General features: G+C 64.0%; 24 protein-coding genes and 1 tRNA gene. 18 read left to right on the plus strand and 7 right to left on the minus strand.

Annotation, left to right across the window (positions count from 1 at the left end):
* Positions 1 to 114 precede the first annotated feature (114 nt).
* From SAC06_RS02150 to SAC06_RS02165, 4 genes are all read left to right on the plus strand, one after another.
* Positions 115 to 1,104 carry a malate dehydrogenase gene (locus tag SAC06_RS02150; RefSeq protein WP_350258572.1) on the plus strand — a complete coding sequence of 330 codons (990 nt, stop codon included), beginning with the start codon at positions 115 to 117 and terminating at the stop codon, positions 1,102 to 1,104.
* A 718-nt stretch (positions 1,105 to 1,822) separates the two neighbouring features.
* Complete coding sequence (locus SAC06_RS02155; protein ID WP_350258573.1) at positions 1,823 to 2,794, plus strand: sugar-binding transcriptional regulator; 972 nt, start codon at positions 1,823 to 1,825, stop codon at positions 2,792 to 2,794.
* A 168-nt stretch (positions 2,795 to 2,962) separates the two neighbouring features.
* A complete protein-coding gene (gene glyA / locus SAC06_RS02160) occupies positions 2,963 to 4,255 on the plus strand; it encodes a serine hydroxymethyltransferase (RefSeq protein WP_350258574.1) in 1,293 nt (430 codons plus the stop codon).
* The gene (locus SAC06_RS02165; RefSeq protein ID WP_350258575.1) at positions 4,252 to 5,142 is read left to right on the plus strand and encodes a bifunctional methylenetetrahydrofolate dehydrogenase/methenyltetrahydrofolate cyclohydrolase; all 891 of its coding nucleotides are present in this window, start codon (positions 4,252 to 4,254) and stop codon (positions 5,140 to 5,142) included. The genes glyA and SAC06_RS02165 overlap by 4 nt, the downstream gene beginning before the upstream one ends.
* A 73-nt stretch (positions 5,143 to 5,215) precedes the next feature.
* Here SAC06_RS02165 and SAC06_RS02170 read toward each other — a convergent pair whose 3' ends face one another.
* Positions 5,216 to 6,145, minus strand: a complete 930-nt coding sequence (locus SAC06_RS02170) for a cation diffusion facilitator family transporter (RefSeq protein ID WP_350258576.1) — start codon at positions 6,143 to 6,145, stop codon at positions 5,216 to 5,218.
* Between the two features lie 118 nt (positions 6,146 to 6,263).
* Between SAC06_RS02170 and SAC06_RS02175 the strand changes: the two genes are divergently transcribed.
* On the plus strand, positions 6,264 to 7,073 hold the full coding sequence (locus SAC06_RS02175) for an exodeoxyribonuclease III (RefSeq protein ID WP_350258577.1): 810 nt from the start codon (positions 6,264 to 6,266) through the stop codon (positions 7,071 to 7,073).
* A gap of 7 nt (positions 7,074 to 7,080) precedes the next feature.
* On the opposite strand, the gene SAC06_RS02180 is transcribed toward SAC06_RS02175, so the two are convergent.
* Together SAC06_RS02180 and SAC06_RS02185 are read right to left on the minus strand one after the other, a co-directional pair.
* A complete protein-coding gene (locus SAC06_RS02180; RefSeq protein WP_350258578.1) occupies positions 7,081 to 8,112 on the minus strand; it encodes a YihY/virulence factor BrkB family protein in 1,032 nt (343 codons plus the stop codon).
* 8 nt (positions 8,113 to 8,120) lie between these two features.
* Entirely contained in the window at positions 8,121 to 8,660 is a 540-nt protein-coding gene (locus tag SAC06_RS02185) for a 2'-5' RNA ligase family protein (RefSeq protein WP_350258579.1), read from the minus strand.
* Between the two features lie 160 nt (positions 8,661 to 8,820).
* Between SAC06_RS02185 and galK the strand changes: the two genes are divergently transcribed.
* The 6 genes from galK to eno all read left to right on the plus strand — a co-directional run bounded on the left by galK (position 8,821) and on the right by eno (position 16,934).
* The gene (gene galK, locus SAC06_RS02190) at positions 8,821 to 10,014 is read left to right on the plus strand and encodes a galactokinase (RefSeq protein WP_350258580.1); all 1,194 of its coding nucleotides are present in this window, start codon (positions 8,821 to 8,823) and stop codon (positions 10,012 to 10,014) included.
* 2 nt (positions 10,015 to 10,016) lie between these two features.
* The gene (locus SAC06_RS02195) at positions 10,017 to 10,709 is read left to right on the plus strand and encodes an SGNH/GDSL hydrolase family protein (protein WP_350258581.1); all 693 of its coding nucleotides are present in this window, start codon (positions 10,017 to 10,019) and stop codon (positions 10,707 to 10,709) included.
* Between the two features lie 9 nt (positions 10,710 to 10,718).
* Positions 10,719 to 11,318 carry an aminoacyl-tRNA hydrolase gene (gene pth / locus SAC06_RS02200; RefSeq protein WP_350258582.1) on the plus strand — a complete coding sequence of 200 codons (600 nt, stop codon included), beginning with the start codon at positions 10,719 to 10,721 and terminating at the stop codon, positions 11,316 to 11,318.
* Complete coding sequence (gene mfd / locus SAC06_RS02205) at positions 11,315 to 14,965, plus strand: transcription-repair coupling factor (protein ID WP_350258583.1); 3,651 nt, start codon at positions 11,315 to 11,317, stop codon at positions 14,963 to 14,965. Before pth ends, mfd begins: the two co-directional genes overlap by 4 nt.
* Before the next feature lie 93 nt (positions 14,966 to 15,058).
* Positions 15,059 to 15,607, plus strand: coding sequence for a hypothetical protein (locus SAC06_RS02210; RefSeq protein ID WP_350258584.1), 549 nt, complete (start codon positions 15,059 to 15,061; stop codon positions 15,605 to 15,607).
* Between the two features lie 49 nt (positions 15,608 to 15,656).
* A complete protein-coding gene (gene eno, locus SAC06_RS02215) occupies positions 15,657 to 16,934 on the plus strand; it encodes a phosphopyruvate hydratase (RefSeq protein ID WP_350258585.1) in 1,278 nt (425 codons plus the stop codon).
* 152 nt (positions 16,935 to 17,086) lie between these two features.
* On the opposite strand, the gene SAC06_RS02220 is transcribed toward eno, so the two are convergent.
* Complete coding sequence (locus SAC06_RS02220; RefSeq protein ID WP_350258586.1) at positions 17,087 to 17,740, minus strand: TetR/AcrR family transcriptional regulator; 654 nt, start codon at positions 17,738 to 17,740, stop codon at positions 17,087 to 17,089.
* A gap of 149 nt (positions 17,741 to 17,889) precedes the next feature.
* On the opposite strand from SAC06_RS02220, the gene SAC06_RS02225 reads away from it, so the two are divergent.
* From SAC06_RS02225 to SAC06_RS02245, 5 genes are all read left to right on the plus strand, one after another.
* Positions 17,890 to 19,287: a DHA2 family efflux MFS transporter permease subunit gene (locus tag SAC06_RS02225; protein WP_350258587.1), complete on the plus strand. Its 1,398-nt coding sequence runs from the start codon at positions 17,890 to 17,892 to the stop codon at positions 19,285 to 19,287.
* 322 nt (positions 19,288 to 19,609) lie between these two features.
* Positions 19,610 to 20,035: a septum formation initiator family protein gene (locus SAC06_RS02230; protein WP_350258588.1), complete on the plus strand. Its 426-nt coding sequence runs from the start codon at positions 19,610 to 19,612 to the stop codon at positions 20,033 to 20,035.
* A gap of 21 nt (positions 20,036 to 20,056) precedes the next feature.
* On the plus strand, positions 20,057 to 20,581 hold the full coding sequence (locus SAC06_RS02235) for a DUF501 domain-containing protein (protein WP_350258589.1): 525 nt from the start codon (positions 20,057 to 20,059) through the stop codon (positions 20,579 to 20,581).
* A gap of 56 nt (positions 20,582 to 20,637) precedes the next feature.
* The gene (locus tag SAC06_RS02240; protein ID WP_350258590.1) at positions 20,638 to 21,588 is read left to right on the plus strand and encodes a Ppx/GppA phosphatase family protein; all 951 of its coding nucleotides are present in this window, start codon (positions 20,638 to 20,640) and stop codon (positions 21,586 to 21,588) included.
* A gap of 41 nt (positions 21,589 to 21,629) precedes the next feature.
* Positions 21,630 to 21,702 (plus strand) — tRNA-Leu (locus SAC06_RS02245).
* 62 nt (positions 21,703 to 21,764) lie between these two features.
* On the opposite strand, the gene SAC06_RS02250 is transcribed toward SAC06_RS02245, so the two are convergent.
* Positions 21,765 to 22,229 (minus strand): DUF2975 domain-containing protein, encoded by a 465-nt coding sequence (locus tag SAC06_RS02250; RefSeq protein WP_350258591.1) that lies wholly within the window; start codon positions 22,227 to 22,229, stop codon positions 21,765 to 21,767.
* 86 nt (positions 22,230 to 22,315) lie between these two features.
* Positions 22,316 to 24,265: a BCCT family transporter gene (locus tag SAC06_RS02255; protein WP_350258592.1), complete on the minus strand. Its 1,950-nt coding sequence runs from the start codon at positions 24,263 to 24,265 to the stop codon at positions 22,316 to 22,318.
* Between the two features lie 275 nt (positions 24,266 to 24,540).
* Between SAC06_RS02255 and SAC06_RS02260 the strand changes: the two genes are divergently transcribed.
* Positions 24,541 to 25,389 carry a Bax inhibitor-1/YccA family protein gene (locus SAC06_RS02260; protein ID WP_350258593.1) on the plus strand — a complete coding sequence of 283 codons (849 nt, stop codon included), beginning with the start codon at positions 24,541 to 24,543 and terminating at the stop codon, positions 25,387 to 25,389.
* Between the two features lie 16 nt (positions 25,390 to 25,405).
* Positions 25,406 to 25,804 (plus strand): FKBP-type peptidyl-prolyl cis-trans isomerase, encoded by a 399-nt coding sequence (locus SAC06_RS02265; RefSeq protein WP_350258594.1) that lies wholly within the window; start codon positions 25,406 to 25,408, stop codon positions 25,802 to 25,804.
* 53 nt (positions 25,805 to 25,857) lie between these two features.
* Here SAC06_RS02265 and msrA read toward each other — a convergent pair whose 3' ends face one another.
* On the minus strand, positions 25,858 to 26,439 hold the full coding sequence (gene msrA / locus SAC06_RS02270; protein ID WP_350258595.1) for a peptide-methionine (S)-S-oxide reductase MsrA: 582 nt from the start codon (positions 26,437 to 26,439) through the stop codon (positions 25,858 to 25,860).
* Positions 26,440 to 26,494: the final 55 nt, after the last annotated feature.

Below are 26,494 nucleotides of genomic sequence, written 5' to 3' on the forward strand. Positions count from 1 at the left end.
CGCGGCAATTCGCGGTAGCCTGGGGGAAGGGAAATCGACGCTCCGGGCTGCTCTGCGGGGCCGAGGAACCACCTGTTACGGTTCAAGATAACGTCACTAAAAGGAGAATTATCCATGACTGAACCTCGCATTGTCACCGTCACCGGAGCCGCTGGCAACATCGGATACGCGCTGCTTTTCCGGATCGCTTCCGGGCAGCTGTTCGGGCCGGATGTCCCCGTGAAGCTGCACCTGCTCGAGATTCCGCAGGCAGTCAAGGCCGCTGAGGGAACTGCAATGGAGCTCGACGACTGCGCCTTCCCGCTGCTGTCGGGCATTGAGATCTTTGACGACGTGAACCAGGCGTTCAACGGCACCAACGTGGCGCTGCTGGTGGGCGCGCGGCCGCGTTCGGCCGGGATGGAGCGGGCTGACCTGCTGGCGGCCAACGCTGGGATCTTCGGTCCCCAGGGCAAGGCCATCAACGACGGCGCTGCCGATGACGTGCGGGTGCTGGTGGTCGGCAACCCGGCCAACACCAACGCGGTGATTGCGCAGCAGTCGGCTCCAGACGTGCCCGCGACCCGGTTCACCTCCATGATGCGCCTGGATCACAACCGGGCCATCTCGCAGCTGGCCAGCAAGACCGGTGCGTCCGTGGCCGACATCAAGAACATGGTCGTGTGGGGGAACCACTCGGCCGACCAGTACCCGGACGTCTCCTATGCGACGGTGGCGGGCAAGCCGGCCGCCGAACTGGTGGAAGAAGCCTGGCTGGCCGACTACTTCCGCCCGACCGTGGCCAAGCGTGGCGCGGCCATCATTGAGGCCCGGGGCGCCTCGTCGGCTGCCTCCGCCGCCAACGCCGCCATCGATCACGTCCACACCTGGATCCACGGCACGCCCGAAGGCGAGTTCGTCACCGCTGGCGTGTACTCGGACGGTAGCCACTACGGGGTGCCCGCCGGGCTCTCCTTCGGCTTCCCCGTGATTGCCAAGGACGGCGAGTACCAGATCGTCGACGGTCTGGACCTGTCCGCGGGCACCCGCGCCGGGATCGACCACAACATCAAGGCTCTGCAGGAAGAGTTTGACGCGGTCAAGGAGCTGGGCTTCATCAAGTAGGTACCAGCAGGTAATTCTCCTTCGGCCCCCGGCGGGGTCGGGTCCATCCGGATCCGGCTCGGTCGGGGGCCAGGTCGTGGGCTAGGTGGGTTTGCCGTTGCGGTCGGGTTGTGTGGGCGGGGGTTTTTCGGTCGGGTTGCGAGGGTCCGGTTGCGAGGGTCCGGTTGTGGGGGCCGGGTTGCGTGGCCGAGTTGCGAGGGTCCGGTTGCGTGGGCCGGGTTGTCGGAGCTCGGTGGTGGACTAAAATGGTGAGTGAACGCCGACAGGGGCCGGTGCCCACCTAGTGGAATGTGAGGAACGTCTCGTTCCTTGCCCGGATGGAATTATCCCGAACACTGGGAGGCTGGGAAATAAGCCACCGAGGTCGGTTGTTTGTCAACAAAAAGTTGCATTAATCTAACTGGTGGATCAACTGAGTGGGACCGGACGTAGTCGCGGCTGTGATCGGGGAGGCTCCGGGCTGGGAGCTCCGGATAGCTGGTTTAGAAAATAGACTTAGCGGTCCGAAATATATCGGAATCTAGGACCTATATGTATTGAACAGGTCGGAAACGCCGAGCTGGGGCGTTCGCCGGCCTTCGGCCCCGCGCGAGTAATATGGGGCGCAATGACCACTGAACCGGTGGTGACCTGCGGTTATGCTTGGAACAGGGCAGATGGGAACAAGGATGCTCGAGGTAAAGACAAACGACAGTAAAGCATCCATTCCGGAGGGATTGTGATTGACAGAGATCGCGAGCGAGCAATGTTGCGCGCGGTGGAGCTCTATTATTTTGAGGGCTTCACGCAGGCGGCCATCTCGGAACGCCTGGGCTGCACCCGCTGGACGGTGGGTCGCCTGCTAAAAGAGGCCACTGATGCCGGCGTGGTGGAGATCAACATTCACCACGAGCGGGCGCGGCGCCACGACCTGGAACAGCGGCTGGAATGCGGGTTCGGGCTGGTGCGGGCCCGCGTGGTGCCGACCGGTTCGACGCCGCGCGAAACCATGTCCCGCCTCGCCCATGCGGGGGCAGACTTCCTCACTGACATTCGGCCCCGACCGCGGGTGGTCGGGGTGGCCTACGGGCGCACAATGGGTGCGATGGCACGAGCCCTCCCCGAACGGTGGATCCAAGGGGTGACCGTCGTTCAGATTGCTGCGGCACCCGCCAACCTGGACGACGCCTTTGTGGGTAGTTCCATTCGGATGATTTCCCGGCGCGGCAACGGGGTCAGTCGGACCCTGCCGTCGGTGCCGGTGTTTGCCACAGCCGAGCAGAAGCGGCGGGTGGAAGCGCAGGAGGAAGTGGCAACCTGCCTGGGGTTGGCTCGCAAAGCTGACGTGGTGTTCTACTCACCCGGACCGGCCGGGGCCGAGTCCCTGCTGATCGACTCGGAAGGGTTCTCGCCCGCCGAGGCCGAACAGCTTCGGGGCGGAGGGGCAGTGGCGGTGATTGGGAACCGACTGATTACGGCCGAAGGCGAACCAGCTGATGCCGAAGTGGACCAACGCACACTGGGGGTCGGGTTGGATGATCTGCGTCAGGCTCGCCTGTCTGTGGCGGTTGGGGGTGGAGCCGACAAGCACGAGGCCTTCCGGGCCATCGTTCGGGGGCGCCTGGCCAACGTGCTGGTGATCGACTCGGACACGGCGGAGATGCTGCTTGAGGCGGGACTCGCAGACCAAAATGCCGAGTGGTCAGACTAGTGCGCCCAGTCGGTCAGTAGCTGGAAGCAGGCCCGCTTCGCCGACTGGACGGACAAGTGCGCCCAGTCAGTGAGTTGGTACGCTGGTCTCGGCCCCACCGGACATTCCCGCTGGGATCCGCCCGCGGGGCCGCGCAGTCCGAACTTTTGGCTCAAATTTGGAGGACCCGTGTCCGAACCGCTTCTCAACCTCCCCCTCGAACAGCTTGACCCAGAGATCTTCGCCGCCATCCAGGGTGAACTCACTCGCCAGCGCGATCACCTGGAGATGATCGCCTCCGAAAACTTCGTTCCCATGGCTGTGCTGGAAGCTCAGGGTTCGGTCCTGACCAACAAGTACGCCGAGGGTTACCCCGGGCGTCGATACTACGGCGGTTGCGAGTGGGCCGACGTGGCCGAATCGTTGGCTATCGAGCGGGCCAAGTCCCTGTTCGGTGCCGACTTTGCTAACGTCCAGCCTCACTCGGGAGCCCAGGCCAACGCAGCGGCGCTGCAGGCGCTGGCTGAGCCCGGCGACGTTATTCTCGGTTTGGACCTCGCTCACGGCGGTCACCTGACCCACGGGATGCGCTTGAACTTTTCGGGACGCTACTACCGTCCCATTCCCTACCAGGTGGACCCGAACACCTACCGGGTCGACATGGATCAGGTTCGGAGCCTGGCTCGCGAGCACCGTCCCTCGGTGATCATCGCCGGTTGGTCCGCCTACCCCCGGACGCTGGACTTCGCGGCGTTCCGCGAAATTGCCGACGAGGTGGGGGCGGCACTGATGGTCGACATGGCCCACTTTGCCGGCCTGGTAGCAGCCGGTCTGCACCCGAACCCGGTGCCGTTCGCCGACGTGGTCACCACGACCATTCACAAGACCATCGGTGGTCCCCGATCCGGTCTGATTCTCTCCTCGCGAGCTGAGAAGTGGGGCAAGAAGCTCAACTCGGCCGTGTTCCCCGGGCAGCAGGGTGGCCCGCTGATGCACGTGATTGCGGCCAAGGCCGTGGCGCTGAAGGTGGCGGCTTCGCCGGAGTTCAAGGAGCGTCAGGAACGCACCATTGAGGGGGCGAAGATTCTGGCCGAGCGGTTGTCCCAGCCGGATATGTCCGAGCTTGGGATCGATGTTCTGACCGGGGGGACTGACGTGCACCTGGTCCTGGTGGACCTGCAGAACTCTGCCCTGTCTGGACGGGACGCGGAGGACCTGCTGGCGCAGATCAATGTGACCGTTAACCGGAACGCGGTCCCCTTCGATCCGCGTCCGCCGATGACCACCTCCGGCCTGCGGGTGGGTACCCCCGCTCTGGCGACGCGCGGGTTCCAGGCGGATGACTTCCGCGAGGTGGCCGACATTATCGCGGTGGCTCTGCGTGAAAAGGCGGCTGGGCGCGAGGTGGATGTGGCCGGTCTCCTCGCCCGCGTCAAGGCGCTCACCGATGCCTACCCGCTCTACCCGGAGCTCGACCAATGAAATACCCTTGGCCAGCTCCCGGCGGTGCCCTGCCCCTGGATGGGGTGAAGCTCGCCGCCGATGTGAAAGAAGAGTTGAAGAGCCGCGTTGAAGCTTTGGCTAAAGAGGGGGTTCGGCCTGGGCTTGGCACGATCCTGGTGGGGGACGACCCCGCCTCGCAGGCCTACGTCAACGGGAAACACCGGGACTGTGCGGAGGTGGGGATCCATTCGATTCAGGTCCACCTGCCGGAAACGGCCACCCAAGCACAGGTGGAACGCGCGATTGACGAGCTGAACGCGGACCCAACCTGCACTGGGTTCATTGTCCAACTGCCGCTGCCTCGGCGCCTGAATCAGGATGCCATCCTGGACCGTATCAACCCGGACAAAGATGCCGACGGGCTGCACCCGTACAACTTGGGTCGCCTGGTGACGGCGATTAACCGCTCGCCGCTGTGCCCGCAGCCGTGCACTCCCCGTGGGATCATCAAGCTGCTTCAGCGTGGGGGAGTGTCGCTAGCCGGCGCCACCGTCTGCGTGGTGGGTCGCGGTCTGACTGTTGGGCGTCCGCTCGGCCTGATGCTGACCCGCAAGGACATCAACGCAACTACGATCCTGTGCCACACGGGCACGAAGGACCTGAAGTCGATCATTAGTGAGGCGGATGTGGTGATCGCGGGTGCGGGCGTGCCCGGCCTGATCACCGCGGACATGGTTCGCCCCGGCGCCGCGGTGGTGGATGTGGGGATCTCCCGCGTCGATGGCCGGATCGCCGGAGATGTGGCCCCGGGCGTGGAGCGGGTGGCCGGTCAGTTGACGCCTAACCCCGGAGGGGTCGGGCCGATGACCCGGGCAATGCTGCTGGCCAATGTGGTCGAGGCGGCGGAGCGCCAGGTTTCGCAGTAGTCAAACAGATTTTTGGTGGGCAGCTCGAGTGCAGCGGATGCGCGCGGGTTGCCCACCGGTCTGTTAGCGCCAACTAGTGGGCCAGGACCTCTGAACAGTTGAGGCCGGGGGTATCGATTTGCACCGTCAGGTGGTTGATCTTCCCGGCAAAATGGTCCTTGATGCAGGTCTGAATCCCACGCAGGATTCGAGCCTGTTCGGCTCCGGGCAGGTTCGCCATTTCGGGGCGCAGGACCACGTGGGCGGTCAGGGTAACAAGGCCGGTGCCAACCGTGGTGGCGTGCAGGTCGTGAACCGACTCGACCGCGTCTTGGCGCAACAGGTGCTGTTCCACCTCGGACAAGTCCAATCCGGCCGGCGCATTCTCCATCAGAATCGAAACTGACTGGCGTAGCAGGTGCCAGGATCGGGGAATGATCATGGCCGCGATCAGGAGGGAAGCCACCGAGTCGGCGTAAGGCCAACCGGTGGTCATCAGGACGATGGCGGCGACAATGACCGCGACCGAGCCAAGGGCGTCGGTTAGCACCTCCAAAAATGCGGCCTTCATGTTCAGCGAGCTGTCACGTCCACCGGCCAAAATCCACAGAGAAATAAGGTTGGCTACCAACCCCACCAGGCCAATGGTGAGCATTGGACCGGCTTGAACTTCGACCGGTTCGGTCAGCCGTCCGATCGCCTCCCACAAAATTGTCACGCAGATGACCAGCAGCAAGAGGGACTGGAGAGCGGCGGCAACCACCTCGGCCCGAACAAAACCCCAGGTGCGTTGGCGGCTGCGCGGGCGAGCCATCAAATGAGCAGCGATGAGAGCGATCACCAAACCGGTCGAGTCGACCAGCATATGTCCGGCATCGGCCAGCAGAGCCAGTGAACCCGAAATGATCGCGCCCACAACTTCCGCCACCAGGACCAGGGCCGTGACAATCAGCGCCCCGGTCAGGCGTCCGCGCGAGGCAGACGCGTGGGAGTGGCCTGCTTCGCTGTGCGAGTGTGCGCTCACAACTCTCCTTCCTGATACCCCCATGGGGTATTGCCTGGTTAACTCTACCCGTGTGCTAGACGCTCGTCAACGCTGGGCCTGCTCGCCCGGGTCCAGGCAAAGATGGGATACTGCCGTCATGAGTTCAGCATTGATCACGACCCTCAATCTCAACGGCATTCGAGCGGCCCATCGGCGCGGCCTCATGGAATGGCTTGCGCTGGCCAACCCCGACGTCCTGCTGCTGCAGGAAGTGCGCGCTCCCGAAGAAGTGACAGAAGCGCTGCTCGGGCCCGAGTGGAACGTTCACACTCACCCCTGTGCAATCAAGGGACGAGCCGGGGTCGCCGTGGCACTTCGGCGCGACGGACAGTTCCAGGCCGAGGGAGAACCGCGCGTGGGGCTGAGCCCAGATGAACCGGACTACGACACTGGTCGGTGGGTGGAGCTGGATCTGGTGGGGCCAACCGACCTGACCGTCGTCTCCGCCTACTTCCATTCCGGGTCGGTGGGGACTCCAAAGCAGGAGCAGAAGATGGCCCACCTGCCCCGAATCGAGGTTCGGTTGGCGCAACTGCTGGACCAGAATGCACTAGTGGCGGGCGACTTCAATGTGGTCCGGTCCGAGCTGGACATCAAAAACTGGAAGGGAAACCACAACAAGTCGGCCGGGGTGCTGGACGAAGAGATCGCCTTCCTAAACCGGTGGGTGGACTCGGGTTGGTCCGACGTGGTGCGCGACCTCGCCGGCCCGAACCAGGGGCCATACTCCTGGTGGTCCTGGCGTGGAAAGGCCTTCGATAACGATGCCGGCTGGCGGATTGACTACCAGTACGCTTCCCGGGGACTGGCTCAATCAGCTCAGCGGTACGAAATCTTCCGGGCACCCAGCTGGGATGCGCGTTTTTCCGATCACGCCCCGGTCACGGTCGAGTACCAGTTCTCGTAGCTCCCGCTCACTGCTCTAGCGACTCAGGGGAGGAAAGAGTCACGTAGTTGGGGCGAAGGCCCTCGCGGCGGGACTCGCGGGAGACCCGCGTCTGGAGCCGCGGGGGATTAGCAATCCAAGCGCTGGCAAGCAGAACCACCCGGGCCTGAAGGTTGACCCACAGAATCAGCGTGATCAACGTGGTGGCAGCGGTCAAAATGGGACCACGCACATTTTGCACCACCGAGGTGCCGGCCAACTGCAGCAGTGCCGTGGAGAGCCCGGCCAAGCCCGAACCCCACAGCAGGTCCGGACGCGGCGGCCTCACTCCCGCCACCCACCGGATCACCACTGCCACCAACACCATGTTGATCACCACGGCCGCCACCCAGGTGAGCCCGGTCGAAATCGAGTCAAACCAGGTCTTTTCCACCCCGAGCCGGGTCGCCCGCGTCCCGAGCCAGCTGGTCAGAAAGACGATCCCGGCGGTGGAGGATATCCCCACCAGCAGCGCCACCAGCCCGAGAAATCGTTGCCCAACAGTGACGGGAAACGGCTCACGCACAGTTGAGAGCGCAAACATTGCCCTAATTGCGCTGGAGAGAGAAGCCACCACAGAGGTGGCGGTAAAGAGTAGGACCCCCAGAGAAACAACGCCGGCCACCGTGGTGCCGGGACCCGACCCAAGGGTGGCGGGATCGACTAGGCCGTCCGGGTGGGTGCCCGACTTCAAAAGGCCTGGCAGCCAGGAGTTGACCGCCTCGACCACGGCGGTGCGAAGCGCCTCGTTGCTGCCAAGGAGAGCGCTAAAGACCATTCCACCCAGGGTGATGGCGGCGGTCAGGCTGAATAGGGCCCGGTAGGAGATCCCCGCGGCCAACAGTGAACCGTTCGCCGTCCCGAAGCGTGCGAACGCTCTAAGGGGACGCAGGTGCAGGGAAAGTTCAAGCAGGTTCTTCAGGCGATCAATCCCGGTCGTTTCTCTCCAGACGCGGCGAAAATCGGCCGAATGGGGGACGAAGTTCGGGCCGTACCGGGTGGTGGGCTCTGAGCCGGGCATCGATCCCCCTAGAGGGCGAAGTCGAACAGGGCGCGGGTGTTGTAGCGTCCGTTGGGGTCAACGGAGTCGAGGCGGAAACCGGGAACCATCCAGGAGGCTTCGAAGTCCGCCCAACCCGCACGAGCCCGGTGCAGGGATTCCTCTGGCAGGCCGTGGGCGAGGGTGACGTGCGGGTGGTATGGGAACCGGGCCTGGTGATCCAACGGGCCGGACCGGAGCTCATCGGCGAGTGACATGCAGGCGTCCGCTCCCTCGGTTACGTCCAGAAACACCACCGGTGAGGTGGGCAGAAAAGTGCCGGTCCCCGACAGGGACAACCGGAAGGGACCGAAGTGGGAGGCAACGTGCTGGAGGTGGCGGAAAACGTCTTCTCGCTCGTCCACATTGACGGGAGTGGGGGGAATCAGGGTCAGGTGCGCAGGCACGCAGTCCGCAGCTGGATCACCGAGCTCACGGCGAGCCGCGGTCAACTCGGTGACCCACGGTTCGGGAATGGCAATGAGCACGCCCAGCCATTCCTGATCATCAGTCTTGGGGGGTAGGTACATGCGACCGGTCCGAAACCTCTAACAATTGGGAGTTTAGCTCCCTCAGATTAGCAGGTTAGCCACTCCTACCAAAGTGCTAGTTTCCGGACAGGAGCAAGACAAGTCGCGTCCGGATCGCTACCCTGGAAGGACCGACCGGAACAGCAGAAAGTAGACTTTCATGAGCGTTGTCATCCGTGATGCCTGGACGCGCCCGGATGGGGCGGCCCGCGTGGCCACCCTTTTTACCGAGACTTTTGGGCAGGAGCCAGATGGGATCTGGTCCGCCCCGGGGAGGGTGAACCTGATCGGTGAGCACACTGACTATAACGGAGGGTTAGCGCTCCCAATTGCCCTGCCGCATCGCACCTACGCGGCCCTGCGCCGGCGTGACGACGACCAGGTGCGGTTGATTTCCGCCCAGGAGGAGTCCCAACGAAGCGTCGACTTGGCTGAGGCCGGACCGGTCGGGACGCTGGGTGAGGTGGATGGTTGGCCCGCCTACGTGGTGGGGGTGGCCTGGGCCATGCGCCAGGCCGGCTACCCGGTTGCCGGCTTCGATATTGCCATTGACTCCTGCGTTCCCTACGGGGCCGGGCTCTCTTCCTCCGCCGCCCTGAGCGGATCGGCCGGGGTCGGCCTGACCGACCTGTTTGGCTTGGACCTGGACCGTGAGCAGTTGGTTCGTTTCTGCATCGCCGCGGAAAACCAGATGGCCGGGGCGCCCACCGGGGGAATGGATCAGTCGGCCTCCCTGCGCTGCCAGCCGGGATATGCGCTCCTGCTGGACAACCGAGATCATTCCGTCCAACAGATTCACTTTGACCTGGCGGCCCGCGATTTCCGCCTGCTGGTGATCGACACGAAAGCTCCGCACGCGCTGGTGGACGGGCAGTATGCCGCCCGGCGTCAGACCTGTCACGAAGCGGCACAGCAGTTGGGCGTAGAGTACCTGGCTGACATCACTGACTTGGACGAGGCGTTGGCCCGGCTGACCGACCCGGTCGCCCAAAGCCGGGTGCGCCACGTGGTCACCGAGATTGCTCGGACCCGGCAGGTGGCCGAGTTGCTTCAGAAAGACGCGGACCTGGCCGAAGTTGGGCGTCTGTTCACCGAATCGCATATCTCGTTGCGCGACGACTACGAGGTTTCCTGCCCGGAGCTGGATTGCGCGGTGGAGGAGGCTCTGCGGGCTGGAGCGGTTGGGGCCCGCATGACTGGTGGTGGCTTTGGCGGCTCAGCCATTGCACTGGTCCCGGCGACCACGGTGGGCGAGGTAATGGATGGCGTAGTCCAGGCGTTTGCGGCGCGAGGCTTCGCTGCACCCGAGTTTCTGGTAGTGGAGGCTTCGGCCCCGGGAGGGCGGGACGCCTAACGGTGGCCAAATCAAACGTCCTGGCCGCTACTTTGCTGGCGGGGGGAATCATTAGCGAGGCGGTGGGTCGAACTCACCGCCAGGTACGCCAACACCGTAAAGCCTGGGAGGCGCAGAACTTCCGCACCCTCAACCAGCTGAAGAAAGACGATTTCCTGCTGGTGGCTCTCGGTGACTCTGCCACCCAGGGGGTAGGGGCAGCGCGGATCGACCAGTCCTACGTGGCCAGGTTGGCGCAGATGATTCCCGGGTCGGTCCGGGTGGTCAACCTGTCGATTTCCGGGGCCACCATCGAGACGATCCTGGCGGCCCAACTGCCTCAGCTGCGCGGATTGGAGCTGAAACCGGACCTGGTGGTCGCTAACATCGGGGGCAACGACGTGGGAGCTCCGCACATCACCCCGGAGCTGTTCTCCGCCTACGCCAAGCGGATGGCGCGTGAGCTTCCCGGGCCCGCCCTGGTGGGAAACATCCCCAGTTTTTCATTCCTCCCCCGGGAGCAACTGGCCGCAGAGTTGTCCGCGATACTGGACGAGCAGATGAGCGCTGCCGGACACGTTCCCGTTGACTTGCGCCGACTCTCGCAGCAGTATTCCACCTGGGAGTATCTGACCAGGTATCACGCTCCGGACCTGTTTCATCCTAATGCGCGGGCCTACGCGGCCTGGGCGCTTGAGTTCGGGTCGCACCTCTAGAAGGAAAGCATGTCGGAATCGATCAAGTTGATTGTGGGCCTGGGAAATCCAGGAGCTGAGTACGCTAACACGCGGCACAATGTCGGGGTAATGACAGTTGAGCTGCTGGCCGAGCGTCTCGGGGTTAGTTTGCGTTCACATTCCAGTCGGACCCGGACTGCGTCCGGCCGGTTGGGGGTGCTGCCCGGTGGTGCCCCCGGACCTCAGGTGCACCTGGCTGTCTCCACCTCGTACATGAACGTTTCTGGCGGGCCAATCGGCCGCCTGGCCGACTTCCTGCGGATCGCCCCGACGGAGATTCTGGTGGTGCACGATGACCTGGACCTGCCCGCACACCAGCTTCGATTGAAGCGCGGCGGAGGCGAGGGCGGACACAACGGGCTGAAGAGTTTGAGCGCTCACCTGGGAACCAAAGACTATGCCCGGCTGCGAGTTGGGATTGGTCGGCCTCCCGGACGGCAGGATCCCGCCTCGTTTGTCCTGACTCCGATCCCGACGTCTGAGCGGCCCGAATGGGACGTGACGATCCAGTTGGCGGCGGATGTGGCCGAAGAAACTGTGCTGCGCGGCCTGGTAGCTGCCCAGCAAGACCTACACGCCCGCTCATGAGTCAGCTGCGCGGCCTGCTGCCGCTTTTAGCCCGGGATGAAGCCGTTGAGGCGGTCACGCCCTATCTGTGGGAACCCGGTCACGGCACGGTGGTGTGCCCGGTGGGGGTGCGGCCTGCATTGGTAGCACACGCACTGTCGAACCGGTCCGGGACCGCGCCGGTGGTGGTGGTAACTGCCACCGGCCGCGAAGCCGAGCAGATGGCCCGCGCCATCAGTTGCTGGGGGCCGGAGGCCACTGTGTTTCCGTCCTGGGAGACCCTGCCGCACGAACGTCTTTCTCCTCAGTTGGACACCATGGCTCGGCGGGTGGCAGTCCTGCGTCGCCTGGCCCACCCGGAACCGAACCACCCCCAGGCCGGACCGATCCAAGTTCTGGTCGTGCCGATTCGCGCCCTGCTGCAGCCCATCATTGGCGGACTGGGGGATCTGCGTCCGGTCCAAGCTCGTCCAGGCGACTTCATCGATCGCGACACGCTGGTCCACGAGTTGGTCCAACTTGGCTACGAGCCCAGCGACCAGGTGCGGGGGCGCGGCCAAGTTAGCGTTCACGGCGGAATCGTCGACGTGTTTCCGCCCGCCGGGGACCACCCGGTCCGGTTGGAGTTCTTTGGTGATGAGATCGAGGAGATCCGCTGGTTCTCGCTGGATGACCAGCGGAGTTTGGGCGCGGCAGAGACCGGTCTGTGGGCCCCTCCCGCACGCGAACTGCTGCTGACCGATGCGGTCAAAGAAAAGGCCCGGGCAGCGCAAATCCCGGGAGCGGCAGACCTGTTGGAGCTGGCGACCGAGGGCATCTACAGTCCAGGAATCGAGTCGCTGGCCCCCCTGCTGGTCGAGCGGATGGACTCACTGGTTGATCTGTTGCCAGTGGGAACCCTTCTGTTCATGTCCGAGCCGGAGCGAATCCAGGCCCGGGCCGCCGACCTTGTCACCACTTCGCAGGAGTTCCTGCACGCCTCGTGGGGTGCGGCTGCTGCCGGTGGGGCCATTCCGCTGGGCGCCCAGAGCGCGTCGCTGCTCAGCCTCGATGAGGTCTGGGGGGCCCGGAAGTCTGCCTCGTGGTGGAAACTGACCGCTCTGCCCGGGCCCGAACTGGCCGACCAACTGGCCGAGCAGCTCGCTCAACGGGAACCGGCTGGGGCCGACCAGACTCCCGCCGACCCGCCCGCCGCGGCCGTGGTCGCCTCCCCGCGTCTGGCCATGATTGGGGCGCGAGAAGTCCGCCCTTATCGGGGTGACTTTGCCCGTGCCACCTCGGATCTGGGTCAACTGGAACGCGCCGGCTGGAACCTGGTGGTGACCACCCCCGGTTCCGGCTCCGCCCGCCGCCTCGTCCAGGTGCTGGCTGAGGGCGACGTGGCCGCCCGCCTCGACCCGGAGCTGACCGAACTGCCCTCCCCGGGCCTCGTCCACGTGACCGCGGCAGAGGCTGGGGCCGGCTTCGTGCTTTCCGCCCAAGAGCTGGCGATCCTCACCGAGCAGGACCTGACCGGGGGACGCAGCGGCGGTTCGACCCGCGACATGCGGAAGATGCCGGCGCGGCGAAAGAAAGGGCTGGACCCGCTCGCGCTCCGGCCCGGAGATTTCGTGGTCCACGAGCACCACGGGGTGGGTCGATTCCTGGAAATGGTCTCTCGCACCACCGGCTCGGGTGAACAGCAGGTGACCCGCGACTACCTGGTGCTCGAGTACGCTTCCTCCCGCCGCGGTGGGCCCAGGGATACGCTCTACGTGCCCACCACCTCGCTGGATTTGGTCTCCAAATACTCGGGATCGGACGAGCCGAAGCTCTCGCGGATGGGCGGCGCCGACTGGGCAAAAACTAAGCAGAAAGCGCAGAAGGCGGTTCAGGAAATCGCGGCCGAATTGGTGCGCCTGTACGCGGCCCGCCAGACCGCGGGTGGGTTTGCCTTCAGCCCGGACACGCCCTGGCAGCGCGAACTAGAGGACGCCTTCCCCTTCCAGGAGACTCCCGACCAGCTGTTGACCATGGACGAGGTGAAGGCGGACATGGAGAAGCCGGTACCCATGGACCGGCTGCTCACCGGCGACGTCGGCTACGGGAAAACTGAGATCGCGGTTCGGGCCGCGTTCAAGGCTATTCAGGACTCCAAGCAGGTGGCGGTGCTGGTGCCCACCACCCTGCTGGTGCAGCAGCACTACGACACGTTCCGGGAGCGCTACGCCGGGTTCCCGGTCAACATCGCCCAACTGTCGCGGTTTTCGTCTCCGGCTGAAGCCGATCGGGTGCGGGCGGGCCTGCTCGACGGCAGCGTCGACCTGGTGATTGGGACGCATTCGCTGCTGACCGGGTCGGTCCGGTTCAAGGATCTGGGGCTGGTCATCATCGACGAGGAGCAGCGATTTGGGGTCGAGCATAAGGAGACACTGAAGGCGCTGCGCACCGACGTGGACGTGCTCGCAATGTCGGCCACGCCGATCCCCCGGACGCTGGAAATGGCGGTGGCTGGGATCCGAGAGATGTCGGTGCTGCAGACCCCGCCGGAGGAGCGCCAGCCGGTGCTCACCTTCGTCGGAGCCTACTCTTCCGCTCAGGTGGCTGCGGCGATCCGGCGGGAACTGCTGCGCGACGGGCAGGTGTTCTTTATCCACAACCGGGTCGAGTCGATCTCCTCGGTGGCGGCGGGACTGGCAGAGCTGGTGCCGGAGGCGCGGATCCGGGTGGCGCACGGCCAACTCGGCGAACACCAGCTGGAACAGGTGATCGTCGACTTCTGGAACCATGAGTTTGACGTCCTAGTTTGCACAACGATCGTCGAAACCGGGCTGGACATCTCGAACGCGAACACGCTGATTGTGGACCGCGCGGACACGTTTGGACTGTCACAACTTCACCAGTTGCGGGGAAGGGTGGGCCGTGGGCGCGAACGAGCCTACGCCTACTTCTTCTACCCGCCGGGCAAAACCCTGACCGAGACGGCGCTGGAGCGGCTCCGGACCATCGCCGCCAACGCCGACCTGGGCTCCGGACTGGCGGTGGCGCAAAAAGACCTGGAGATTCGCGGGGCCGGCAACCTGCTGGGCGGAGCCCAATCCGGCCACATCGAGGGGGTCGGCTTTGACCTGTACGTCAGGATGGTCTCGGACGCGGTCGCCCAGTATCGGGGGGAGAAGCCGGTTGAAACGACGGAAGTTCGACTGGACCTGGCGGTGGATGCACACCTGCCCGAGGAGTACATCCCCGGTGAGAGCGCTCGCCTGGAGGTGTATGCCAAGATCGCGGCCGTCAACGATCCGGGGGCGATGCGGGAGCTGCGGGACGAACTGGCGGACCGGTACGGGCCGCTGCCCGCCCCGGTGGAGCGCCTGTTCCTGTTAGCGCGGCTTCGGTCGATGCTCCGCCAGCTGGGGGTGGACGAGGCGGTGACACAGGGCAACTATCTCCGCCTCGGCCCGGTGGAACTGATGGACTCAACCGCGCTCCGGCTCAAGCGCCTCTACCCCGGCTCCGTGATCAAGCCGGCTACCCGCCAACTGCTGGTGCCCCTCGGCGGGCGCCGCCACCACGGAGAGGAGCCACTGGTGGACGAGGCGCTGGTAACTTGGGTGGAGGATCTCCTGCGCAAGGTCCTTGTACCCAACCGGCGTGTGGCATTGGCCCGCGCCGCCAAACAGGGCGGGTGAGAGGCGCAAAATGGCGCCTGTGCGCAGTTGGGGAGGTTCGTCGTTAGGCGAGCATTTGCAGTAGAATGATCAGGGCTGAACAAGGAGGACCTAGTGAAGGTAAACAGACGAGTTCTGGCGGTCTGTGTCGGGGTGGCTGCGGCCCTGTCGTTGGGCGCGTGCAGCAGTGGGGGAGCCAACCCTGGGACCGCAGTGGAATCGCTGGGCGTCCGCTACACCGAGAACGACCTGACGGTCGCGACCGATGAACTGACTTCAGTCATGGGTCAGCAGCTGAATCGAACCAGCGTGGTGTCGTTCCTGGCGCTGGCGCAGCCGTACATGGCGATGGCCGACCAGGTCGGAGTGTCCCTCGACGATGACCAGTTCACCCAACCCATCGACCAGTTGCTGGAGACCTCGGGGGCATCCCGCGACGGTCTGTCCCAGGCCACCATGGACGTGCTGAACGCCATCTTGCTGTCACAGGTGGTGGGTGCCTCCGTCCAGGCAGATCCAGAGTTGAACCAAGACTTTGCCGAGCTAATCGCGCAAACACACGTGAACCCGCGCTACATGTCCCTGTCGATGGAGGCGGGCGCCGTGCCCGCCGGTCCGCTGGCAGACGTAGTCCCGTTGGGACAGGGTCCCAGCGTCGGTTAAGAGCTTCAGTCCGAAGAAACAATGCCAATCCAACCAAGAGGAGATTATCGTGGCATTCATTGAGGAGATCCGTGCACGCGAGATTCTAGATTCGCGAGGCAACCCCACCGTTGAAGTTGACGTTGTGCTGGACAACGGAGTCGCCGCTCGCGCTGCGGTTCCCTCCGGCGCCTCCACCGGCGCGTTTGAAGCGGTCGAGCGCCGCGACAACTCCGATCGTTACCAGGGCAAGGGTGTCGAAGGCGCGGTTGAGGCCGTGGTCGACATTATCGCTCCCGAGGTCGAAGGAATGGACGCCTCCGATCAGCGCGCAATTGACCGCGTCATGATCGAGCTGGACGGCACCAAGAACAAGGGCAAGCTGGGCGCTAACGCGATCCTGGGTGTTTCCCTGGCCGTGGCCAAGGCAGCCGCCATCTCCGCTGAACTGCCCCTGTACCAGTACCTGGGCGGCCCCAACGCTCACGTGCTGCCCGTCCCGATGATGAACATCCTGAACGGCGGGTCCCACGCGGACACCAACGTCGACATTCAGGAGTTCATGATTGCTCCGATCGGTGCGCCCTCCTTCCGCGAGGCGCTGCGCTGGGGCGCCGAGGTTTACCACACCCTGAAGGGCGTCATCAAGGAGCGGGGCCTGTCCACCGGTCTGGGCGACGAGGGCGGCTTCGCGCCCAGCCTCGAATCCAACGCTGCGGCCCTGGACCTGATCATCGAAGCGATCGAGCGCGCCGGCTTCAAGCCCGGCACCGATGTGGCTCTGGCCCTGGATGTTGCCTCCACCGAGTTCTTCAAGGACGGCGCCTACCAGTTCGAGGGTGAAGCTCGCTCCACCGACTACATGATCGACTACTACGAGAAGCTGATCGCCGACTACCCGCTCGTTTCCATCGAGGACCCGCTGTCCGAGGACGAATGGGATGCCTGGAAGAAGCTGACCGACGCGATTGGTTCGCGTGTCCAGCTGGTGGGCGACGACCTGTTCGTCACCAACCCCGAGCGGCTGACCCGCGGGATCAAGGACGGCGTGGCCAACGCGCTGCTGGTCAAGGTGAACCAGATTGGCTCCCTGACCGAGACCCTGGACGCCGTCGAAGAGGCGCACCGCAACGGGTACCGGTCGATGACCTCGCACCGTTCCGGCGAAACCGGGGACACCACCATTGCCGACCTGGCTGTGGCGACCAACTCCGGTCAGATCAAGACCGGGGCGCCGGCGCGGTCCGAGCGGGTGGAGAAGTACAACCGCCTGCTGCGGATCGAAGAGGCCCTGGGTGAGGACGCGACCTACGCTGGTGCCAGCGCCTTCCCCCGCGCGAACTTCTAAGTTCTAGCATTATTGCGGCGAGGTCCCGGTTCATGCCGGGGTCTCGCCGCTTTGCTGTCTGCGGGGTGGGGTTGTCTCCGGGCCCGCGCGTGGACGGGCGGCCGGGAGGGTGTGGGACGTGGGTTGCGGGACTCAGATGCGGTCAGTCGCGGTCAGTCGCGGTCAGTCGCGGTCAGTCGCGGTCGGTTGCGGTCGGTTGCGGTCGGTTGCGGCCAGTCGTGGTCGGATGTGGGAGGCGCCGAGGCGACCAGGGGCAGGAACGCGGTCTCGACAATTTCGATGATGGTTTCGTCGGGGACGGGTTGCAGGTTCATTAGCAACTCGTGGCGGAGCAGGTCCACCGGGAGAGTAGCCACGCGGGCGGGCGGAAGCTGGTTTAGTTCACCGCGTTCCAGTGCGCGCTGCAGGATGGTTTCCATCGCGTGTCCGCGATCCCCGAGCAGCCGGTTTCGAAGCTCCGCCGGGGTGGTGCTCATGTCGTCAAAGTAGGCACCGAGAATGGTGCTGAACAGGGCCGCAATGTGGGTGCCGAATCGGTTGGCTGCCCGCAGCAGCTCAATCACATCCGAGCCGAGCGCGCCCGTGTCCGGCACTGCTCGCGGTGTTCCAAGTCCCCAGTGAGCCAGGACTGCAACCAGGAGTGATTCGCGGTCGGGCCAGCGCCGGTACACAGCCGCTTTGCCGGTCTTGGCCCGGTTAGCCACCGCTTCAAAGGTGAAGCCCGCATATCCGTGTTCGCTTAGCTGCGCCCACCCAGCTTCAAGGATGGCCTCTTCCAGTTCACTGCCGCGCCGTCTTTTCGTCACCCTCTCACTTTACCTTGGGCACAACTCACATAGTGCTCGCTTGCGTTCACTAATTTCGAGGCCTAACCTAGTGAACGCATACGTTCTCTAAGGGGGTTGTCGTGAAACGTTCGGCGCTAACATCAGGCTCCAAGCCGTCGACTACTTTGATGCTCTTGGCGCTGATCGTCGGGGCCATCGCCGCCATCCTGGACACAACCATTGTGGCGATAGGAATGCGCACGCTCACAGTGGAACTACGGGCGCCGTTAACTACGATCCAGTGGGTCTCCACCGGCTACCTGCTCTCGCTGGCGGCTACTATTCCGTTTGTCGGATGGGCGCAGGCTCGTATCGGGGGCAAGCGTCTCTGGCTACTCGCCTTGGGATTGTTCGTCCTGGGCTCTGCTCTCTGCGGAATTGCTTGGAATGCCCAGGCGCTGATTGGGTTTCGCCTGCTGCAGGGGATAGGCGGGGGCATCATGTTGCCCCTGATGCAGACGCTGGCGATGCAGCACGTTCCCGCGGAGCGCAGAGCCCGGGTCATGGCTGCGGTTAGCCTGCCGGCGGCGGTCGGGCCGATCCTCGGACCGGTCTTGGGAGGGATGGTGCTCAACTGGTTTAGCTGGCGTTGGATGTTCCTGATCAACGTGCCCATCGGGGTGGTGGGACTAGTGTTGGCTGCCCTGTTCCTAGTGGATGATCGCGCTAACCTCCCGGAGAACCCTGGCCGCCTCGACCTGGTGGGAGCGGTCTTGCTGACCCCGGCGCTGGCGGGTCTCCTGTTTGGCCTCTCCAATACTCACAACCCGGGTGGGTTTGCTCGGCCGGATGTGCTGGTGCCGGGAGTGCTTGGCCTAGTCCTGCTGGTGGCGTTTGCTTGGTGGGCGCGCCTACGGTCGGACCGAGCACTGGTTGATGTCAGCCTCCTGAAGGTCCCTACCGTCCGATCCTCGACCATCACCCTGACCTTTCTCGGAGTGGCGCTCTTCGCTGGAACCTTCCTGCTGCCGCTCTACTTTCAGTCGGTCCGAGGCTATTCGGTGCTGGCCGCTGGGGTGTTGCTGATTCCCCAGGGGGTGGGGACGCTGCTGTCGCGGGTCGTGGCCGGGCACCTAGTGGAGCGTCTCGGAGCCCGACTGGTGGCAGTAGCCGGCTTCCTGGTGATCGCGGCCGCCACGATTCCATTCGCCTGGTCTGGAACCGACACCAACCTCTGGCTGCTAGGGGTGGTCCTATTTGTCCGGGGTCTGGGCTTGGGAGTGGTCTTCATTCCGGTAATGGCCGCTGCCTACCTGGACATCGGCCGTGAGCAGATGCCTCAGGCGTCTGCCATCACCCGGATTGTCCAACAACTCGGCGGCGCATTTGGGACCGCCCTGGTCGCAGTAGTCCTGACCGGAGTTATGACGGTGAAAGATTCTGGGGCCGGCTTCGCCGCTGCTTTCTGGGTGACCATTGGCGCCACGTTGTTAGCTGCCCTGCCGGCACTACTGCTGCCGGGCCGGACCCGGCCGGAGCCGGTGCGCGAAGATCGCCAGCAGCACTTACGGTCAGCTGTGAAGTAGGTGAAAAACGGCCTCCACCGGGCGCGTTGAGTCAGAGTTCAGGGCCGGATGAGTGAAGATAGGCAACGTGGGGAGAAACGGCGAGCAGAAGCAGCAGCACCGACTGGGCGCAAAAGACCGACCAGTCGGCACTGGTCCTGCCCGCCCCCGGGTCCCGGCCCAGCCGGTCGCCAAAAAACCGAGCCGACCGCTGCCGGGTGACACGCGCTCACCGACCCGAAAAGGAACTTCGCGTCCCGCTCGTGAGTCCAAACCCAAGACCCCAACCCCGCGCGGTCCCCAGCAGGGCAATCGCCTGAGTATCGGGGGTCTGAATATTTCCGTGCGCCTGCTAGCAGTCACCCTGATGCTCGGAATTGTGGCGATGGTGCTGGTCCCGAACCTGCTGCAGTGGAGCGATCAACGCCGCGAGTATCGGGCGGCGGTGGCTCAGACTGAAGCTGCGCAGCAGAAGTTGGAGAAGCTGCAGGCCGAACTGGACAACTGGTCGGACCCGAACCATATCTCCGCTCAGGCTCGGGCCCGCCTCGGATATGTCGACCCGGGTGAGACTCAATTTGCCGTGGTAGATGCCCCGCAGGAGGCCGCTCAAAGCCCTGACGAGGCCGAAGCTCTTGAATGGCCCCCTAAACCGTGGAATATTCAGCTTCAAGAAGCGTTACTTGAAGTAGATGACCCTCCGGCAGTGAAAGAGGCGGCCAATGTGCCCACTGTTCCTCTTTCCACCGAAGACGACACCGACGAATAGACCATTGAAAGGCGGGACGCCATGGATTTTTCTCTGCTCGGACCGACGGCGGGACCCGCAACTGACGAAGATCTGACCACTCTTGAGCACCAGTTAGGGCGTGTGCCCCGCGGAGTGGTTGGGGTGGCTGCTCGGTGTGTGTGCGGCCGGCCGCTCGTTGTCATCACCAAGCCTCGCCTAGACGACGGCACCCCGTTCCCCACCACTTTCTACTTGACTTCCCCGGAGCTGACGAAGGCCTGCTCGCGGATGGAAGCGGACCTGGAAATGGACGAGTTCAATGATCGCTTGGCGGAGGACCACTCATTCCAGGCCACCTACCGCAGGGCCCACGAAGATTACTTGCAGCGCCGAGCGGTTCTGGGCGAGGTGGCAGAAATATCTGGGATCTCTGCCGGCGGAATGCCGATGCGTGTGAAATGTCTCCACGCGGTGGTCGGGCATTCGTTGGCGGCGGGACCCGGAGTCAATCCGATTGGTGATGAAGCGCTGGAGCGAATTTCTGCCCGCGGATGGTGGTCAGCTGAGACCTGCACTTGCCACTAGCAGATCGAGTGGTCGGGAATGTGCGACCAGTCGGCAGATGCGTCTAGCATGGACCCGTGACTCGAGTAGCTGCTTTTGACTGTGGAACCAATTCTCTCCGTCTGCTGATCGCAGACCTGAACCCCGGTGGCCCCGACCCGCTGGTCGACGTGTCCCGGGAGATGCGAATTGTGCGCCTGGGAGAGCATGTTGATGAGACTGGGCGGCTCAGCAGTGCAGCCATCGAACGCACTTTGGCTGCCGTGGACGAGTACCGCGAGCTGATTGACCGGTTCGGGGCCGAACGCCTTCGATTTGTGGCCACCTCAGCCATGCGCGATGCTGCCAACGGAAATGAGTTGGTGGAGGCGGTCCGCGCCCGGTTGGGGGTGACTCCCGAGGTGATCCCCGGCAATGAGGAAGCGGCGCTCTCCTTTGCCGGGGCCACCGCAACCTTGGGTGGGTACCCGAACACGCCTATTCTCCTCGTCGATATTGGCGGGGGTTCCACCGAGTTCGTCCTGGGGGACGATTGGGTGCAGGCATCCCTCTCGGTCAACATGGGATCCGTGCGCGTGACCGAGCGGTTCGACACTCAACCGGAGAATCTGGCCGGGATTGCGGCGGCCACCCAATGGGTGGACCAACAGCTCGACCTGGTCGAGGAGGAGATCGATTTTGGGCTGATCCGCTCGGTGGTTGGAGTGGCTGGGACGGTCACCACCCTGGCTGGGCAGGCGCTGGACGTGCCGGAGTACTCCCCGAACGTCACCCACGGCGCCTTCCTGTCCTGGGAGCAGTGGGGCGCAGCTGCCCGGTTCATGATTGAGGAGCCGGTAGAGACGAAAGCGGCCCTGCCGTTCATGCCCACCGGGCGCGAAGACGTCATCGGTGCCGGTGCTCTCATCTGGCAACAGATTCTGCGTCGAGTCCGGCGCCGGACCGAAGACCTGGGTCTGGACCTCGGTGGTGCCTACTGCTCAGAGCACGACATTCTGGATGGGATTGCCCTCTCCCTAGCTGACTGATCCGCCGGGCGAAGTTGGTAAACTGAGGCAGTTGCTACCAGGCCCCCATAGCCCAATGGTAGAGGCAGTCGACTTAAAATCGACCAAGTGTGGGTTCGAGTCCCACTGGGGGTACCGAGCTGAGTTTGCCGGACCAAAACTGGCCGCGCCAAAACAGATTGCGCCGACTGGTCGGGCTAGTGCGACCAGTCGGCATTGGGCATCCGCCCCAACGCCTTGCGCAGCACAGCCAGGCAAGACACCCCTGCAAACCCAACGATCAGACTGGTGGGAATGCCGATCACCACCGCTGGCCCACCTAACTGCACGAAGAACAGCAGGTGGACGCAGACTGCGAGGGGAATAGCCACGCCAACTACCACTGCGACCTGGGCTACTTTCAACCATTTCTGTGCTTGTCCGCGCCCAATCGGTCCCTTGGCCGCCTCGGCCAGCAGCCGCGAGAGGCAGACCAGCAGCACCTGCCCGCTCCCAACCGTTGCCACTGCGGCCACCGAGTATGGCCCTACCAGGTGAGCGACTTCTGGATAGTCCTGTCCGGTCTGCACTGCGACGGCAACCAGCAGGATTTGCGCGCATACGCTCAAGGCGGCCAGCAGTGCCAGCGACACCTGAGCAACAATCACGTCCCTTGCTTTCATATATCGATTATCGATCGATAAGCATCGGAAGTCAATAGGTCTTTCCCGACGGGGCCGGACCGAGCCGCACCTGGCGGGGTGGGCACCTACTCCTGCGACTCAGGTTTTCCCGACTGGGCGGGGTTTTCCGACCAGTCGTCAGTTGCTTCGTCTGCTGCCACCAAAGCATCCTCGTACCACTGCGTCAGGGCCGGGTCGTCGGAATCGAGCCAAGATCCTGCTCCGTCGGCGGGGGCCACCGGACCCGCCGAGAAGGCGAAGTTGTCGCCGTGCTGGCGGATGCCTCGCCGGATCCCTTCGTCAATCGCGACGGTGGCATACTCCCGGCGCAAGACGAGCGGGTCGGTGGACAGGTCTCGCCACCACGCCACCATCAGCCCGATCAGGATGACAGCGAACGGCAAGGCGGAAATGGTTACCAAAGCCTGCAGGGCACTGAGCGCGTCCGCTCCGCCGGCCAAGAACAGGGTGATGGCCGTGGCTGACAGGGCGACCCCCCACACCACCGTGGTGGGACGCGACGGTGTGGGCCGTCCCTTCTCGGCGATGGAGGCCATGACAATGGAGGCGGAATCGGCTGAGGTGATGAAGAAGATCATCAGTGAGGCCATGGCGATCACGCTCAGCACCACTGGTAGTGGCAGTTTGGCCAGCAGTTGGAACAGCAGGTCTTCTGAGCTGGCGGCGCCGCTCATTTCCAGGCCCTGGGACTCGAACCACATGGAGGTGCCGCCCAGGGTGCCAAACCAGAGCAGGCACACCAGGGAGGGAATGATGATGACCACGGTGACGAACTCGCGCAGGGTGCGCCCGCGGGAGATTTTGGCGATGAACATGCCGACAAACGGGGTCCAGGAGACCCACCAGGCCCAGTAGTAGGTGGTCCAGCTGGACATGAACTCGGCACTGGTTTGATCGGCCGAGGAGAAAACGCCCAGCATCGGGCCCAGGTTGGTGAAGAAGCTGATTAGCGAGGCGGGAATGAAGTCCAGCAGGAACAGGGTCGGCCCGGCGAGGAACACGAATAGTCCCAACCCCAGCGCGAGGAACATGTTGATGTTTGAGAGCGCGCGAATGCCGCGTTTGACGCCGGAGACGGCCGAAAAAATGAACGCAATGGTCAACAGCACCATCAGGGAGATCAGCAAGGTGTTCCCCACCGGCCCAATCCCCGTGACCAACTCCAAGCCGCGGCCAATTTGCAGGGCGCCGATCCCCAACGAGACGGCCGTGCCAAACAGGGTGACCAGGATGGAGAAGATGTCGATCACGCGCCCGAGGGGGCCTTTCAGCCGGTCCGAGAAGATCGGGTCGAAGATGGCTGAGATGACGGCCGACCGGCCCCGTCGGTAGGTTGAATAGGCGATCGCCCCTCCGACCAGCGCATAGTAGGACCAAGCCAGCGGCCCCCAGTGCAGCAGTGTCTGCGCCATGGCGGCGCGCATCGCGTCGACCGTACCGGGGTCGACGTCGAACGCCGGCGGTGGGGTGAGGAAGAAGGTCAGTGGCTCGTAGGGCCCGAAGAACAGCAGGCCGATCCCCATCCCGGCGGAAAACAGCATGGCCACCCAGGAGAACGTGGAGAACTCCGGGCGCTCCTCATCGGTTCCGAGGCGGATCCGCCCTTTGGAGGAGTAGCCGACCACGATCATAAACGCGAACACGGCGACGGTTAGGAGGGAGAACAGCCAGCCGGTGTGAGTCGACACCCAGTTGACCCCGCGGCTGGCCAGTTCCCCAAGGGCGGCTGAATCGCTGAGGCCGAAGGTGACGAACAGGGCGATGAATGCGCCCGCCACCCCAAACACCCACCAGTCGACTCCAAAGCGGCGATCCGTTTCCGCGACGCCAATCCCGGGTAGCAACGCCGGGTGCAGGGTGCCGTCGGCACCGAGCAGCTCAACTACCGCGCGGGGAACACGATGTCTGCGCCTGGTTTTCCACGGTCTTCGGGGGGAGCCGGATCCGGGTTCAGCGATGCTGCCGGACGGTTCGGAGGGGAGATGAGCTTCGTGATGGTCAGGCTGAGAAGTCATACTTTCAGTGATGGTTGCTTACCGTTCTGCAACGGACTGCCATAAACAGGTTAAGAGATTCTGCAGATATGTCAAAGCCTTGGCGGATTTTGCCAAGATGAATCCAAGTTGAGAGCTCCCTGGTGAATGACTTAACGCAGTTCCACGCGGTTTCTCGGCCCTAAGCGAAATTGGACACCCCGGCTCACGAGCTGGAACTGGCCCCTAACACTGTCGGGTTGGTCCCGGTAGAGTTAAGGAGTTCAACCGACTACAGGCAAGGATACTCACAAGACATGAGCAACCCGGTTTTCAACCGCCTCGAGGGTGAATGGGCTGCCAAGCCAGGCGGTCCTTCGACCACTCAAACCGCGCCCGCGCAGCCGATCTACGATCCGGCTGCATTTGCCCAAGCCCAGCAGGCCTACTACGAACCTGCTGCCACCGCCGTCGAGACCGGACGGATGACTTGGGATGACGTGATCGTCAAGACCGCTTTGAACCTGGGTACCCTGCTGGTCGGCGCCGCCGCCTCCTGGTACGCCACGGTGGTTAACCCGCAGACCGGGATGGTGCTGATGATGGTCGGCCTGGTGGCCGGTCTGATTCTGGCTCTGGTCAACATCTTCTCGCGCACGGTTCGACCCCCGCTGATCCTGGCCTACTCGCTGGCGCAGGGCGTGGCTCTGGGGGCACTGTCCTCCGTGACCGAACAGATCCTGCCCGGAGTGGTGCTGCAGGCCGTGGTGGCCACCGGGGTGGTGTTCGCGGTGACCCTGCTGCTGTTCAGCTCCGGTAAAGTCCGCAACTCACCGAAGCTGACCAAGTTCACCCTGATCGCGCTGCTGGGCATCATCGGCTCCCGCCTGCTGATCTGGGTTCTCGGCCTGCTGGGCGTGCCCGGGATGCAGTTTGGTGGGGAAGGTATCAACCTGCTTGGCATTCCGCTGCCGATCCTGATTAGCCTGTTTGCGGTTGTGGTGGGCGCGATCTGCCTAATTCAGGACTTTGACCAAGCCCGGGTGGGGGTGGAGCAGGGTGTGCCGGCCAAGTACGCCTGGGCCTGCGCCTTCGGCATCATGGTGACGGTGGTCTGGCTGTATGTCGAGATCCTGAACATCCTCAGCTACGTAAACTCGCGCTAACCTCGAAAGGATCACGATGGAAAACGTTATCGTCACCGGAGAATATGGCGACAAGCCGACCCTGGAGTTCACCTCCGCGGTTGCCTCCCCCGACCTGCAGGTAGAGGTACTGGAAGAGGGCACGGGCCTGGTAGTTCAGGCCGGGGACACTCTGGTGTGCCACTACCTGGGTCAGGTCTGGAACGGCAACCATTTCGACAATTCCTACGACCGCGGCGCCCCCCTCACCTTCCAGGTGGGCGTGGGCCAGGTCATTCAGGGCTGGGATGACGGACTGGTAGGACAGCGAGTCGGCTCGCGCGTGCTGCTGTCCATCCCCTCGTACCTGGGCTACGGCCCCTACGGTCAGCCCGCTGCCGGGATCAAGGGTGGGGACACCCTGGTCTTTGTGACGGACATCGTCGACGCCAACTAGCTGCTGGCTGGCGAGGGCCGGGGGAATCCCACTGAGGATCCCCCGGCCCTTAGCTATGCCCCCAGACCGACCGGGCAGCCGACGCCGTTAAATCCGTGGTTGCAGTATCCGTTCGGGTTTTTCCACAGGTAGGCCTGGTGGTAGTCCTCGGCGGGCCAAAATACCTGCTCGGGTCCGAAAGGCTCAATGGTGGTGGTGATGGCGCCAAACCCGGCGGCGGTCAACCGCTGCTGGTAGGCCTCCCGGATCTGGTGGGCCGCCTCGTCCTGCTCCCGGTCAGTGGTCCAAACGGCGCTGCGATACTGCGTGCCCACGTCGTTGCCCTGACGGTTTCCCTGCGTCGGGTCGTGATTCTCCCAGAAGATGGAGAGGATCTTCCCGTCGGTAATTTGCGACCGGTCGTAGACCACCCGGACGGTCTCGGCGTGACCGGTGGTCCCGGTGCAGACCTGCACGTAGCTGGGATTGCTAGTGTGTCCGCCGGTGTAGCCGACGGTGGTGGCGACCACGCCCGGGGTTTGCCAGAAGATGCGCTCAACCCCCCAAAAGCAGCCGGCTGCCAGGTAGATGACCGCCTCGCCCGGCTGGGGCAGGTAGTCCACCGGAGTGTGCAAGACGGGATGAAGTTCGGGCATTTTGTGTTCCTTCTAATCTGAAGAGGCCGGCGTGACCAGGACATATTAGTCTTGT

The organism is Scrofimicrobium sp. R131, from assembly GCF_040256745.1.
GTDB classification, from domain to species: Bacteria; Actinomycetota; Actinomycetes; order Actinomycetales; family Actinomycetaceae; genus Scrofimicrobium; species Scrofimicrobium appendicitidis.